The following is a 14,086-nucleotide window of genomic DNA, read 5'->3' as shown; positions in this document are numbered from 1 at the left end:
GGCGTGTGCGCAGCAAAAAATGGCACATTGGCGCACCTGCCCCTGTGCACCCACCCGTTGTACGGAAAATCCTATGGCTAGCAGCAACCCTCAGACCGTCGCAACGACGGCATCTCCCGCTTCGCAAAGCAGTCCACTGGTCTTGCGCATCATTGGTGCGGTGGCCCTGGCCCACTTGATCAACGACCTGATCCAGGCGGTGCTGCCGGCGATCTACCCGATGCTCAAGGACAACTACGGCCTGACCTTCACCCAGGTCGGTCTGATCACCCTGACCTTTCAGCTCACCGCTTCCCTGCTGCAACCCTGGGTTGGTTTTTACACCGATCGACGGCCTCTGCCGTTCCTGTTGCCAGCGGGCATGATCTGCACCCTGATCGGCATCTTGATGATGTCCCAGGTCGGCAGCTTTGCCCTGATCCTGCTGGCGGCTGCATTGATCGGCATTGGCTCTTCGACCTTCCACCCGGAAGCGTCGCGGGTCGCCCGGCTGGCTTCCGGCGGGCGCTATGGCCTGGCGCAGTCGAGCTTCCAGGTGGGCGGCAACGCCGGCACCGCGTTCGGCCCCTTGCTGGCCGCGGCGATCATCATTCCCTACGGCCAGGGCAATGTGGCCTGGTTCGGTCTGTTCGCGCTGTTTGCCCTGGTGGTGCTCTATGCCATCAGCCGCTGGTACGCCAACCATCTGCGCCTGCACAAGCTCAAGCAGGGCCAGGCGGCGACCCATGGTCTGTCGAGGAACCGGGTGATCAGCGCCCTGGTGGTCCTCGGGCTGCTGGTGTTCTCCAAGTATTTCTACATGGCCAGCTTCACCAGCTATTTCACCTTCTACCTGATCGAGAAATTCGACCTGTCGGTGGCCAGCTCGCAACTGCACCTGTTCCTGTTTCTCGGCGCGGTGGCGGCGGGGACCTTCTTCGGCGGGCCGATCGGCGACAAAATCGGGCGCAAGGCGGTGATCTGGTTCTCGATCCTCGGGGTGGCGCCGTTCACCCTGCTGCTGCCCCATGTCGACCTGTTCTGGACCAGCGTCCTCAGTGTGGTGATCGGCTTTATCCTGGCCTCGGCGTTCTCCGCCATCGTGGTCTACGCCCAGGAACTGGTGCCGGGCAACGTCGGCATGATCGCCGGGGTGTTCTTCGGTTTGATGTTCGGTTTCGGCGGGATCGGCGCGGCGCTGCTGGGGCACCTGGCGGACATCCATGGCATCGAGTACGTGTACTTCCTGTGCTCGTTCCTGCCGCTGTTCGGAGTGCTGGCGATCTTCCTGCCGCGCACCCGCAAAGCCTGACGCGCGGTGGTTCGACGCGTAAAAAAACGCCCGGGGCCATGCTCCGGGCGTTTTCGTTTCAGCGTGGTGCTAGTTGAGGCGTCGCTGCCTGCGGCCTCAGTGCAGGCTTTTCAGGTAGGCAATCAGGTGTTGCCGGCTCTGCGGGTCGGCCTGGCCGGGAAACATCATCTTGTTGCCCGGTACCAGGGTCGCCGGGTTGCTCAACCAGCGCTCCAGCGTGGCATCGTTCCATTGCAGGCCTGCGCCTTGCAGGGCACTGGAATAGCTGAAGCCCTGGGCCTTACCGCTGGCCCGGCCGAACACGCCTTGCAGGCTGGGGCCCATCAGGTGCTTGCCGTTCTCGACGCTGTGGCAGAAGCCGCATTGAGCGCTGAACAGAGTCTTGCCGAGGACCGCATCGCCGTTGGCCAGGGCCAGGGGGGCGGCCAGCAACAGGGCGTGAGCTGCGAGCAGTGGGGTGTACTTCATGGATTTTCCTGTGCTTCAAAGGGCCCCGTGGCGCCAGGCCGACGGGGCGTGTGTGCGATTTAGAAGGGGTTGGCCAGATCGATCCCGGACTTGCCCGGGGCGAGGATGTTGTTCGGGTCCAGGGCGCGCTTGATGGCGTGCTCGACCTTGCGCTTGACCGGGCCGTAGCTCTGCGCCACCCGCTCCTGGAAGGCGGTGTTGACCCGGTACACGGCATAACCGTGCTGCTCGAACACATCCAGCAGTTCTGCGAAGCAGGCGTTGGCGCGCAGGGTTTCTTCCGGGTTGCTGCGGTCGTACAGCACGTCGATGACGTGGTGCATGTCGCGCCAGCCGACGATGAATTCGCCGACATAGTCCAGGCCGTGCTTGTTGAGGACCTGCTTGGCCAGGGCCTGCTGTTTGTTGCACTCGCTGCCGCGGGCCTGGCTTACCGGGGCGAACCACATCGAGCCTCCGCCGCCGCGCCAGTTGTACAGGCCGAACTCCTGCAGGTTGGGCACCCCGGACATCAGTTGCGAGCGGTACAGGAACGGTTGTGTGTTGCCCGCTTCTTCCTGGGTGACGATGCGTCCCTTGCCCAGGGCCTTGAGGGCCTGGTTGACGATCTTCCAGTTGACGTCCACTTGCTCCTGGGTGCCGTACAGCGCGGCGTAGACGTTCCAGGCACCGAGGTTCTTGTCCTTCTGGATCTGCTTGAGGATGGCCTCGGAGGTGGCCCCCGGCTCGCTGGTGTAGTCGGAGCGGCGGGTGTTGCAGGTGGCCGCTTCCCACAGCACGCCGGCGATCACCACCGAGTTGGGAATCACCTGGGCGATGCGCAGCGGGCGGATGAATTCGACGATCTCGGCAATGTCCGACTCGTTCTCGAACTTGATCTCGAACGGTTTGAACACCGGCGGCTTGGGCATCAGCCAGAAGCCCATCTTGGTGCAGATGCCGTAGTTGGCCTGGGTGAACATGCCATCCAGGGTCGGGCCGTAGCCCCACTTGAACACTTGCCAGGCGTTGTCGCCTTTGACCCCGCCCATGCCGCTGCGATAGACGTCGCCGTTGGCCAGCACCACTTCCATGCCGCACTGCATGAGGAAGTGTTCGCCGTAGGGGGTGTAGCCGACGCCGCGGTCCATGGTGTTGCCCAGGGGACCGGCGATGGCCGAGGGCGCCGAGAAGGACAGCATCAGCGGCAGGTTGTGTTCCTGGATGTAGTCGTAGAGCTGCTGGTAGGTGACCCCGGGCTCCACCAGCGCGGTGCACAATTGCGGGTCGACGTGGAGGATCTTGTTCATTTTCTTCAGGTCGAGAATCACCTGGCCGCGTTGGCCGGGGGCGGCCGAACCGTAGCCGAAGTTGCGCCCGGTGGAGATGGTCCAGACCGGGATCTTGTGTTCGTTGCAGATCTTCACCACCCCCTGCACCTGCTCGACGCTGGTGGCGGTGACCGCGGCCGAAGGCATGTGCTCGGCGGTGTCCACCGCCATCATGATCTTGCTGTAGGGCACCAGTTGGTCGTCCTTGACCAGGACGTTCTCGTCCCCCAGCAATGCTCGGAACTGGGCGATGGCTTTATTGAAGTGGGCCGCATTCACGCCCCGGGGCAGCAGTGGCTTCTGGGTTTGCTCAGTCATGGGATCAGCTCCTTCAAGCCTCGATCGAAAACGAAACGAAATGGCCGCTCAGCGGCGTGGCCCGTGGGCTGGCCAAAGGCGCCTGGCCGAGGCGGCCGCGGGTCAGTTCGGCCAGGCTGTAGCCGAGGATGGCGGCCCATTGTTCGGCGCTGCGCGGATCGCGGGCGCGAGCGCCGGCCTGGAACGCCGGCTGTGCCAGCAGGCGTTGTTCGCTGAGGCTGAAACCGGCGCCACAGGCGTTCAGTTGCAGACCCAGTTGCAAGGCGCAGCCATGGGCGGCGGCGGTGCCCAGCAGTTGGTGGCGCGAGCTCCGGGCATCGCTGTGGTGCTGGCCGAGCCATTGCACCCGGGCCCCGGCGCTACGGGCCTGGTCCAGCACAAGGGCGGCGCTGGCGTCGTCCAGCAGGCCGATCAGGCGTTGTGGCCGGCCGCTGCCCAGGCGTTGCTGCAGCGCCTGGAGCGACGCCAGGTTGCCCTCCCAGCGCTGCACGCTGACCTGGCGCGCTACCGAGCTGGCGTTGATCCCCTGGACGAAAGCCGAGTCGGCGACGGCGGGGCTGACCAGGGCCAGGGTCGGTAGCCGTGGGCCGGTGGACGGGCCCAGCACGCTGTTGGCCAGGCCCAGGCCGGGGCCGGTCACCGCGACGCTGGCCAGGCCGCCCAGGGCCATGCCCTTGAGCAGTGAGCGACGTTCAATGTTCATGGGCGTCTCCTCAAGGTTGGGCGGCCGGGGCCGGGGCGTTGGAGATGTACTCGGCGACCTGCTGCAAGGCGTTGTCGTCGATGAACGATGCCGGGAAGGCCGGCATCGCGCGAAAGCCGTTGCGCACCACCGCGGTGATGTAGGGCGGCGGCAGTTGGCGCCCCTTGATCGGCGGGCCGACCTGCTTTTCGTGGCAGTGGCCGCAGACCTTGGCATAGACGTTTTCACCGTTTTTCCAGACGCCGTCGCCATCGGCGGCGGCCGGACCGGCCAGCACCATCAGGGGCAGGGCCAGGCACAAGGCAAGGGTCCGCTGTGCAGCGGGGCTGTTGAGGAGCGAGGACATGGCGTACTCCGTATTGTTATGGGGTGGCTCGGTTGATAAGCGCCCAGCTCAGAAGGGATAGGGACGTGGTGTGTGTTGCAGGGTGATCCAGTGGTCGGTGGTGAATTCGTCGATTGCCCAGTCGCCGTTGAAACGGCCCAGCCCCGAGTTCTTCTCGCCGCCAAAGGGCGCGTTGGGCTCATCGTTGACCGGCATGTCGTTGACGTGGCTCATCCCCGCATGAAGGCGCTGGGCGAACTGCACGCCACGCTCCGGGTTGGCGCTGAACACCGCGCTGGACAGGCCGTATTCACTGGCATTGGCCAGCTCCAGGGCGTGCTCGGCATCCCGCGCGCTCTGGATGCCCACCAGTGGGCCGAAGATTTCTTCGCGGGCGATTTCCATGTCGGCGCGGACGTCGCCGAACACGTGGGGCGGCAGCACATTGCCCGAAGCCGGGCCACCCACTAGCAAGGTCGCGCCTTCGGCCAGGGCCAGGCGGATCTTGTCCTGCAGACCGGCCAGCTGTTTGCTGTTGATCACCGGGCCGACCACCGTGGCCGCCAGACTCGGGTCGCCGTAGGGCAGGGCCTTGACCCGTTCGACAAAGCGCTGGGTAAAGGCCTGCAAAACCGGCTGCTCGACGATGATGCGGTTGATCGCCATGCAGATCTGCCCCTGATGCAGGAACTTGCCCACCACCGCGGCGTTCACCGCCTGCTCCAGGTCGGCATCGGCCAGGACCACGAACGGGCTGTTGCCCCCCAGCTCCAGGGCCACGTGCTTGAGGTGCTCACCGCCACTGGCGATACGCCCGATGTTGCGACCGACCTGGGTCGAGCCGGTAAAGGAAATGAACGCCGGGACCGGGTGCTCGACAAAGGCATCGCCGATTTCCGCCCCGGCGCCGACCACCACGCTGAGCACCCCGGCGGGCAGCCCGGCTTCCTCGAAGATCCGCGCCAGCAGCAGGCCGCCGGTCACCGGGGTGTCGCTGGCCGGCTTGACCACCACCGCGTTGCCCAGGGCCAGCGCCGGGGCCAGGGAGCGGGCGCTCAGGTGCAGGGGGAAGTTCCACGGGCTGATCACCCCGATCACCCCCAGCGGCTTGCGGTAGACGCGGCTTTCCTTGCCGGGAATGTTGGAGGCGACGATCCGCCCGTGCACCCGGCTGGGCAGGCTGGCGGCCTCGACGATGATGGCGCGGGCCGCGCCCCATTCGATCTGCGCCTTGATCCGCGTGCTGCCGGATTCGCGGATCAGCCAACCGATGATTTCTTCACGGCGTTCATCGAAGATCCGCGCGGCGTTGAGCAATACCTCGCTGCGTTGCGCCGGGCTGCTGGCGGCCCATTGGCCCTGGGTCTGGCGGGCCTTGGCATAGGCCTGATCCAGGTCCTGGCGGTTGGCCAGGCTGATCTGCAGCAGGCATTGCCCGGTGAACGGGTCGTAGACGGGTAGCTCCCGGCCGCTGCTGCCGGCTCGCCAGTCTGCGGCGATGGGTTGCAGTTCCAGGTGTTGATAGGCAGGTCGAGTCGCAGTCATGGGGTTCTCTCTGGTTCGTGGCCATGGCTCGGCTGTCAGCAATCAAGCCGATGGCGCGTGAGGGTAGGGATGGGGGCCCGCTACGGCGGCGTTTCAGCCGAGGCGGGCAAGGTTGCGCAAGGAGCGCTCGTCCAGGGCAGAGGGGTAGGGCAGAGGAGGCGCAAGGCGGGCGGAAGGCATGGCAAGGTCACCTGTTGTGTTGTTATGGATGAGCATCTGCCTGTGCATAACAACTATCGTGCCACGCGCTTTGTTTTGAAAAATATCCTTTAAAAACAATTGGTTATTTGTTTGTTTCGGATTTTTTAGCGAGCCCGCCACGCGGCATCAGGCGCGGACTGCGGAAATTTATGCAGAGAAGTCGCGAGGTTGTCGAAAGCTCGGCACTCTGTGGGCGCTCGTGGAAACTGTGCGGTTATCGGCCAGAACTTGCGCAGCACCGACGGCGACGGGGGATGGCGATTGACCCGGAAAAGCGCCGGGGCATACTGCAAGGCCCCTGAACTGCCTGTTGATTGCCCATGACCCGTTCTCCTTCCAGCCAGCCCGGCCGTCCTGCGGATGAAGATTTCCTCAAGCAGATGCTGGGGCGGCACAAGCGCTTGATCGTCGATCGCGCCAGCCAGTTCGAGGCCAGCGGCCTGCCTTCGGCCGAGCAACTGGCCGAGACCGTGGCCTTTGCGCCCCAGGACGGCAGCATCTGGCTGTGCGGGCAGCGGATGATGCTGATGCAGGGTTCGGCGTTCGGCTCCATCCGGCGCGAATTGATCGAAGCCCTGGGCTTGGACAAAGCCCGTGGCCTTATCACCCGCATCGGCTGGCAGGCCGGCGCCCGGGACGCGGCCCAGGTCAGCGAGCAGTGGCCGGACGGCGACCACGCCAGCCTTTACAGCGCCGGGCCGCGTCTGCACATGCTCGAAGGCATGGTCAATGTCGAGGTGGTGCGCTTCGAGATCGACTCCAGCATCGGGCATTTCTATTCGGAGTTTCTGTGGCACAACTCGCTGGAGGATGACGAGCATATCGCCGCCTATGGCCTGGGCGGCGAGCCGGCATGCTGGATGGAGATCGGCTATGCCAGCGGCTACGCTTCGTCGCTGTTGGGGCGGCTGGTGGTGTTTCGCGAGCTGGAGTGCCGCTCGATGGGCCAGCCGGCCTGCCGGATTGTCGGCAAACCGGCCCAGCAGTGGGACGACATCGATATCGACCTGATGTACCTCGACCCTGGGGATTTTCTCAGCCGCAGTGCCTATGCCACAGGCCAGGAGACTCAGGTCGCCGAGCTGCCGGTACCGTTGGGCGAGGGGCAACGAGTGGGCATCTCGGCGGCGTTCGTGGCCGCCAGCCAGTTGTTGCAGCGGGTGGCGCCGACCCAGGCCACGGTGTTGCTGACCGGGGAGTCGGGGGTAGGCAAGGAGTTGTTCGCGCGCCATCTGCACCAGGCCAGCGCCCGCCGGCACAAGCCTCTGGTGGCGCTGAACTGCGCGACCCTGCCGGAAAACCTGGTGGAGGCCGAACTGTTCGGGGTGGAGCGGGGGGCCTTTACCGGTGCCGATCGTTCGCGGCCCGGACGTTTTGAGCGGGCCCATGGCGGCACCCTGTTCCTCGATGAGATCGCCACCCTCAGCCTCTCGGCCCAGAGCAAGATCCTGCGTGCCTTGCAGGAAGGCGAGATCGAGCGGGTGGGCGGTACTGAGCCGATGCAGGTGGATGTGCGGGTCATTGCCGCGACCAACCTCGACCTGCGGCGCGAGGTGGAAGCCGGACGCTTTCGTGAGGACCTGTTCTATCGGCTGAATGTGTTTCCCATTCACCTGCCACCCCTGCGTGAGCGACGCGAAGACATTCCGCTGTTGATGAGTTACTTCCTGCACCGCTTCAGCCAGCGTCACGGCCGTCAGTTGGCGGGTTTCAGCACGCGGCTGGTGAATGCGCTGCTGACCTACCGCTTCCCGGGCAATATCCGCGAGTTGCAGAACCTGATCGAGCGTGGCGTGATCGCCGCCAGCGACGGTGAAGTCATGGACGTGGTGCATCTGAGCGAGGCGGGGACGTCGCTGGCGGGCGCCGCCATCGGCCTCAACGCCGACGGCCGCCTGTCGCCAGCGGCGCTACGGGAGGCGGCCCAGCCCGAGGCCCCGGCCCGGGCAGATGAAGCCCCGGTCGACGAGCCGGAACTGGCCAGCCTGCACGCGTTTCTCACCGGGCGGGCGCCGGCCCTGGGCACTTCGCTGGAAGAGATCGAACGGCGCCTGGTGCGTCTGGCCCTGGAGCGCTCCGGGGGCAATATCACCGCGGCGGCGCAGATGCTCGGCATGAGCCGGGCCCAGGTCAGCTATCGCCTCAAGGGCCGTTGAGCGGGCCCTCTCCTGCGCTTGGGCACGAGTGGGCCCGCCCCTCGGCGGTTCAGAGTGCGCTGGTGAATTTCAGCCAGTAGGTCTGGCCTTCAGCGCGATTGCGCACCGCCGATTCATCCTGCCATTTGGCGCTCAGCGACCAGCCCTGTTTGCTGCTGAACTGCACTGCCGGACCGATGGAGAACGAGCGGCCGCGATGGCCGTCGCTGGCCTGCACCTGGGCCGCGGCGGCGCAATCGGTGACGTTGCACTTGTCGTCGCTGATCTGCTGATAGGCGTGCCCGCCGACGCCGATCACCCAGCCATTGCCCACGCCCCAGCCGAGGCTGTAGTCGGCGTGTAGCTCGCGCCCGGACTGATAGTGGGTGGCGCGGTTTTCGAAGTTGTAGTCGTGCATCAGGCGCACGTCGGCGTTGAACCCCTGCGGGTCGGTGTAGGTCATGGCATACACCGCCTGCACGGTGTAGTAGTGGTTACCCAGGTTGATCAGGTCGTTCTTGTCGTATTCGCCGCCGCTGGGCAGGACGAAATCGATCCCGAGGGCACTGTGGAATTTGTCGCTGTGATGAAAGCCCAGTACCGGGCCGAGGTGGGCGTCGCCGATGCCGCGCTTGTGATCGTGGGGGCCGTTCTGGATGTTCAGGCGCATGTCGTTCAGCGGCAGCAGGGCGTGGAAACCGAGTTGCGCCCCCAGCACCTGTTGCTCGGTGACCCAGACAAAGCGTGGCACCACGCTGGTGACCCGCAAATCGATGCGGGCGCTACGGCGGCCGGCATCGTCCCGCAGGCTGTCGGCCAGGTAGTTGCCGACGAAGACCTGGGCGTAGGTGCCGGGCGGCGGCAGGATGCCCATGCCGTAGAGTTCGATGCCCATGGGCCAGGAGGAAACGCCGCCCTCGCTGGCCTGGAGCCAGGGGGCGTGGGCGGTCAGCAGCAGGCTTGAAGTGAGTGCAAGGGCGCGCAGGCGCGAGGAGGTCGGGTGCATGAGAAGGTCTGCCTTATTGTTATGGGGGGCGCTGGCAGGAGGTGGCTCCTGGCGCGCCGGCTGAGCTTCTCAACTAGCGTGCCAAACCTTTTATTCGAAAATTTTCTTTTTGAATCAATAAGATGGATATGTGACGTGGCCCGCAAGACCGCCGCTCCGGCCAGCGCGTGGCGAGATTTGTTAAGAGAAATCGGCTACCTGCACAAAACTCGTGGCGCCTCAGGGGCTGTTGGCGTCTTGCCCGGCACTCTGGCGGAAGGCATTGGGCGACTGGCCGCTGAGGCGCTTGAAGAAGCGTGAGAAGTAGGTGGGGTCGCTGAACCCCAGGTTGTCCGACAGCTGGCTGATGCTGATGTTGGTGTAGATCAGGCCGCGCTTGGCTTCCAGCATCAGGCGCTGGTGCAGGATCTGCAGTGCGCTCTGCCCGGCCAGCTCCCGGCACAGGGTGTTGAGGTGCACGCTGGACAGGCCGATGCGGTGGGCCAGGGATTCCACCGTGGGGTGTTGCTGATAGTGGCGCTCCACCAGCTTGATGAAGTGCCCCAACAGTTGCTGATTGCGCTCGCCGCGATTGCTCGGCGGGGTGTTCTGCTGGCCGCGGCGACTGATCCACACCACCAGCACGTTGACCAGCGAGTGCAGCAACAAATCGCGAGCGGCGGCGCTGCCTTCGTATTCGTCCATCAGCGCCTTGAACAGGGTGTTGAGGCTGTGGCGGTCGCGGCCCACGGGGTAGCAGCCGGCGCTGGCCAGCACCGCCAGCGGCGCACCCAGTTGCGCTTCCAGCTGGGCTACCAGGGGCGCGCCCAGGGTCAGCACGTAACCCTGAATGTTTTCCGAGAACTGAAAGCCGTGGACCATCAGCGGCGGCACCACCTGGATCGTCGCCTCGCGCACGTCCTGGCGCCGTCCCTCGACCTCCACCAGGGCCTGGCCGCGTTGCACGTAGAGCAGTTGGTAGAGGTCGGCATGACGGTGTGGCTTGATCTCCCAGTGGTGCAGGCTGCTGCGCTTGGGGATGGATTCGCAGTGCAGCAGGTCCGGAGTCGGCCAGGCCTGGTTTTCCCCATAGAGCTTGAATACCGGGATGCTGGAGCGGCTGGCTTTCATCGGACGCGACCTTGGCAAGGGCTTGGCTGGAATGCTCGATAATCGAACGTTGTTTTCAAAAGTGCATTTTTAGCGTGGCTTATCACCATTTTTCCGCGTTTCTGTCGGCAAAAATGCAGGGGTACAACAATAACCATAAATTCCAGTCTGCGCCTGTCGGCCCACTGGAATGCCCTAATGAGACGACAATAATGAAAACTCAGGTTGCGATTATCGGTGCCGGACCTTCCGGCCTGCTGCTGGGCCAACTGCTGCACAAGGCCGGCATCGACACAGTGATTGTCGAGCGCCAGACCCCGGAATACGTACTCGGCCGCATCCGCGCCGGGGTGCTGGAACAGGGCACGGTGGACATGTTGCGCGAGGCTGGAGTGGCGCAGCGCATGGACGCCGAAGGCCTGGTCCACGAAGGGGTGGAACTGTTGATGGGCGGCAAGCGCGTGCGCATCGACCTCAAGGCCCTGACCGGGGGCAAGACGGTGATGGTCTACGGCCAGACCGAAGTCACCCGTGACCTGATGCAAGCCCGCGCGGCCTGCGGGGCACCGATCATCTACTCGGCGGACCAGGTGCAGCCCCACGACATGAAGGGCGCACGGCCCTACATCACCTATGAAAAGGACGGCCAGCAGCACCGCATCGATTGCGACTACATCGCCGGTTGCGACGGTTTTCATGGCGTGGCGCGCAAGAGCATTCCCGAGGCGGTGCTGACCCACTACGAGCGCGAGTACCCCTTCGGCTGGCTGGGGCTGTTGTCCGATACCCCGCCGGTCAACCACGAGCTGATCTATGGCCAGCATGAGCGCGGCTTTGTGCTGTGCAGCCAGCGCTCCCTGACTCGCAGCCGCTACTACCTGCAAGTGCCGCTGAGCGACCAGGTCGAGGACTGGCCCGACGAGCGCTTCTGGAACGAGCTCAAGGCCCGTCTGCCGGCGCAGGTGGCGGCGGATCTGGTCACCGGGCCGGCGCTGGAGAAAAGCATCGCGCCGCTGCGCAGCTATGTGGTCGAGCCCATGCAGTACGGCAAGCTGTTCCTGGTGGGGGACGCTGCGCACATTGTGCCGCCCACCGGGGCCAAGGGCCTGAATCTTGCGGCTTCAGACGTATGTTACCTGTACCGGATCCTGGTCAAGGTGTACCGCGAGGGGCGCAGCGATCTGTTGGAAAAATACTCCGAGCTAGCCTTGCGCCGGGTGTGGAAGGGCGAGCGTTTCAGCTGGTTCATGACCAACCTGCTGCACGATTTCGGCGAGCACCAGGACGCCTGGGAGCACAAGATGCAGCAGGCCGACCGCGAGTATTTCCTCAACTCCCACGCGGGACTGGTGAACATTGCCGAGAACTATGTGGGCCTGCCTTACGAAGACATCTGCTGAGCCTTCGGCATTGGAAGCATTGGCCCTGGAACCGCTCGCGAACGGGGGTGGTTACGGGGCCGTGTTTGCACATGGCATGGGCCGAAAGGTGCCTTTCGAGAAATATTCCTATTTATAAATGATATTTATTAGCATTACACTTCGATCCCCTCTCCCTTGATGCACCACCAAGGTGCATTGAATCGACAAGGATCGTTTGTCATGAAAGTCAGCTCCTGCCTGTTCCATTCGCTTCTGCTCAGCGCCGGTGTCGGCCTGCTGCCACCGCTGGCGCAGGCCGGCGCGACGCCAGAAGAGACCAAGCCGGCGCCGTTGGAACTGGACACCGCGTTTGTCACCGCTACCGGCGGCGCCACGGACCTCAAGGATGCCCCAGCCAGCGTTAGCGTCATCACCCGTGAGGAAATCGAGCGCCAGCCGGTCTACGACCTCAACACCCTGTTGCGTCGGGTGCCGGGGGTGACCGGTGGTTTCGGCCCGGTGGGCGAGCAGTCGAAGATCAAGCTGCGGGGCCTGGACGACAAGTACACGCTGATTCTGGTGGACGGCAAGCGCGTCGGTAGCTCCGCGGACCTGAGTTATCGTCGTGACCTGGCGCGTCAGGACTTGAACTGGATCTCGCCGAACATGATCGAGCGCATCGAGATCGTCCGTGGACCGATGTCGTCGCTCTACGGCTCGGACGCCATGGGCGGGGTGATCAACATTATCACCCGCAAGGTCTCACGGACCTGGACCGGTTCGGCCAGCACCCACATCACCGTGCCCAAGGACTCCGATCGCGGCCAGACCACCCAGTACAGTGCGAATGCCTCGGGGCCGTTGACCGAGTCCCTGGGATTGCGCCTGGGGGCCAACGTCACGCGTCGGGCGGCGGATGAAGTCGAGGCGCGGCGCGATGCCCAAGGCGATTTCATGTACGACGACGGTGCAGGCGGTTCCAAGAATCAGAGCGTAAATGCGCTGCTGGACTGGCAGATCAACGAAGAACAGAGCTTGTCCTTCGAGGCGGTACATGGCGTTGAGCGTTCCTGGGCATCAAAGAAAACCTTTGGTGATTGGGGCGATACCATTGGTGATGCCTTTGGCCCCAGCCGACTGACTCGCGATAGCTACATCCTGTCCCACACCGGTGACTGGAGCTTTGGTACCACGAAGCTCGATGCCTACCTGAACAAGTACCGCAACGACCTTGATACAGGCAAAGCCAACTCCGAAGAGAAGATCGTCGAGGGCAGTCTCAATCTGCCCTTCGAACTGCTGGTGGATCAGCGCCTGACGCTGGGTGGGCAATGGAAGCGCGAGGAGCTGACCAACACCAGTACCCTCGGCACCGTACCGGTGGATTACCAAGGTACGCCGGTTAGCGGCTCGACCTTGAAGGGCGATTACTCGGCGGCCTTTATCGAGGATGAACTGTTCCTGCTGGACAACCTGTCCCTGACCCTGGGCAACCGTTTCGACCACAGCGACAAGTACGGCAACCACAACAGTCCACGGGCTTATGTGGTCTATCACCCGCACCCGGACTGGACCGTGCGTGGGGGTGTTTCCAAGGGCTTTCGTGCGCCGAGCCTGAAGGAAGGCAGTGCGGGGGCGGCGACCGAGTCCGGAGGCCGTGGTTGTGGTTCGTTGCGTCCGTTGGGTTATGTCACCGGCAGTTGCTGGATGGCCGGCAATCCGAACCTGATGCCGGAAACCAGCACCAACAAGGAAATCGGCCTGTCCTTCGATCATGACGGCTGGGAAGCGGGCCTGACCTACTTCCACACCGACTTCACCGACAAGATCGAATACGGCCCGCTGGGCCAGTACCAGGGCCGCTGGTGGACCATGCTGGAAAACGTCGACAAGGCCCGCACCCGTGGTTGGGAAGGCACCGCCCGGGTGCCGCTGGGTGATTCGCTGACGTGGCGCACCAACGCCACCTACATGCTGGAAAGCCGGAACCTGAGCACGGGTGAAGATCTGATCAGCTCACCCAAACTGTCGGCATTCAGCGCGTTGGACTGGCAGATCAATGACCGTTTGAGCACCGAACTGTCGGCGCAGCACGTCGGCAAGCAGCGGGGCCTGGGCAATGATTTCGTGCAGTCCTACACCACCTATGACCTGACGGCGAACCTGGCGTTGACCAAATGGCTGACGTTGAACGGTGGGGTACAGAACCTGATGGACAAGGACCTGCGGGACGGATCGACCAACTTCTATGTGCCCGGACGGGCATTCTTCGCGGGGGCGACCACCTATTTCTAGGGGCGCTGGATAGAGCGGGGGAGGTCAGCCCCATTGCGC

General features: G+C 64.1%; 11 protein-coding genes. 4 read left to right on the top strand and 7 right to left on the bottom strand.

All coding sequences use genetic code 11. From position 1 onward, the window contains the following. Positions 1-73 precede the first annotated feature (73 nt). The gene (locus ACMGF8_RS30705) at positions 74-1,291 is read left to right on the top strand and encodes an MFS transporter (RefSeq protein ID WP_102860240.1); all 1,218 of its coding nucleotides are present in this window, start codon (positions 74-76) and stop codon (positions 1,289-1,291) included. A gap of 96 nt (positions 1,292-1,387) precedes the next feature. On the opposite strand, the gene ACMGF8_RS30700 is transcribed toward ACMGF8_RS30705, so the two are convergent. Genes ACMGF8_RS30700 through ACMGF8_RS30680 form a run of 5 tightly spaced genes read right to left on the bottom strand, consistent with a single transcriptional unit; the run spans position 1,388 to position 5,960 of the window. Further along, positions 1,388-1,759 carry a c-type cytochrome gene (locus ACMGF8_RS30700; RefSeq protein WP_102860241.1) on the bottom strand — a complete coding sequence of 124 codons (372 nt, stop codon included), beginning with the start codon at positions 1,757-1,759 and terminating at the stop codon, positions 1,388-1,390. A gap of 59 nt (positions 1,760-1,818) precedes the next feature. Then, the gene (locus tag ACMGF8_RS30695; RefSeq protein WP_115580910.1) at positions 1,819-3,387 is read right to left on the bottom strand and encodes an FAD-binding oxidoreductase; all 1,569 of its coding nucleotides are present in this window, start codon (positions 3,385-3,387) and stop codon (positions 1,819-1,821) included. A 13-nt stretch (positions 3,388-3,400) separates the two neighbouring features. Beyond that, positions 3,401-4,090, bottom strand: a complete 690-nt coding sequence (locus tag ACMGF8_RS30690) for a hypothetical protein (RefSeq protein ID WP_110652221.1) — start codon at positions 4,088-4,090, stop codon at positions 3,401-3,403. Between the two features lie 10 nt (positions 4,091-4,100). After that, on the bottom strand, positions 4,101-4,436 hold the full coding sequence (locus ACMGF8_RS30685; RefSeq protein ID WP_102860244.1) for a c-type cytochrome: 336 nt from the start codon (positions 4,434-4,436) through the stop codon (positions 4,101-4,103). A 48-nt stretch (positions 4,437-4,484) separates the two neighbouring features. Beyond that, positions 4,485-5,960: an aldehyde dehydrogenase family protein gene (locus tag ACMGF8_RS30680; protein WP_416758257.1), complete on the bottom strand. Its 1,476-nt coding sequence runs from the start codon at positions 5,958-5,960 to the stop codon at positions 4,485-4,487. A gap of 521 nt (positions 5,961-6,481) precedes the next feature. Here ACMGF8_RS30680 and ACMGF8_RS30675 point away from each other — a divergent pair. Then, a complete protein-coding gene (locus ACMGF8_RS30675; protein ID WP_102860246.1) occupies positions 6,482-8,317 on the top strand; it encodes a sigma-54-dependent Fis family transcriptional regulator in 1,836 nt (611 codons plus the stop codon). Between the two features lie 49 nt (positions 8,318-8,366). Here the strand turns inward: ACMGF8_RS30675 and ACMGF8_RS30670 are convergent, their stop codons facing one another. Together ACMGF8_RS30670 and ACMGF8_RS30665 are read right to left on the bottom strand one after the other, a co-directional pair. Next, on the bottom strand, positions 8,367-9,302 hold the full coding sequence (locus tag ACMGF8_RS30670) for a SphA family protein (RefSeq protein ID WP_102860247.1): 936 nt from the start codon (positions 9,300-9,302) through the stop codon (positions 8,367-8,369). 219 nt (positions 9,303-9,521) lie between these two features. Continuing rightward, entirely contained in the window at positions 9,522-10,412 is an 891-nt protein-coding gene (locus ACMGF8_RS30665) for a helix-turn-helix domain-containing protein (protein ID WP_102860248.1), read from the bottom strand. A gap of 191 nt (positions 10,413-10,603) precedes the next feature. Here ACMGF8_RS30665 and pobA point away from each other — a divergent pair, with 191 nt between their 5' ends. Both pobA and ACMGF8_RS30655 read left to right on the top strand, forming a co-directional pair. Further along, positions 10,604-11,791 (top strand): 4-hydroxybenzoate 3-monooxygenase, encoded by a 1,188-nt coding sequence (gene pobA, locus ACMGF8_RS30660; RefSeq protein ID WP_416758254.1) that lies wholly within the window; start codon positions 10,604-10,606, stop codon positions 11,789-11,791. Between the two features lie 201 nt (positions 11,792-11,992). Then, positions 11,993-14,047 (top strand): TonB-dependent receptor domain-containing protein, encoded by a 2,055-nt coding sequence (locus tag ACMGF8_RS30655; RefSeq protein ID WP_416758252.1) that lies wholly within the window; start codon positions 11,993-11,995, stop codon positions 14,045-14,047. Positions 14,048-14,086: the final 39 nt, after the last annotated feature.

This window comes from Pseudomonas sp. BNK-7, assembly GCF_048072025.1.
In the GTDB taxonomy this organism is placed as follows: domain Bacteria; phylum Pseudomonadota; class Gammaproteobacteria; order Pseudomonadales; family Pseudomonadaceae; genus Aquipseudomonas; species Aquipseudomonas danubii.
Note: the sequence above shows the minus strand (reverse complement) of the source record. Positions and strands in the feature narration are given on the sequence as shown.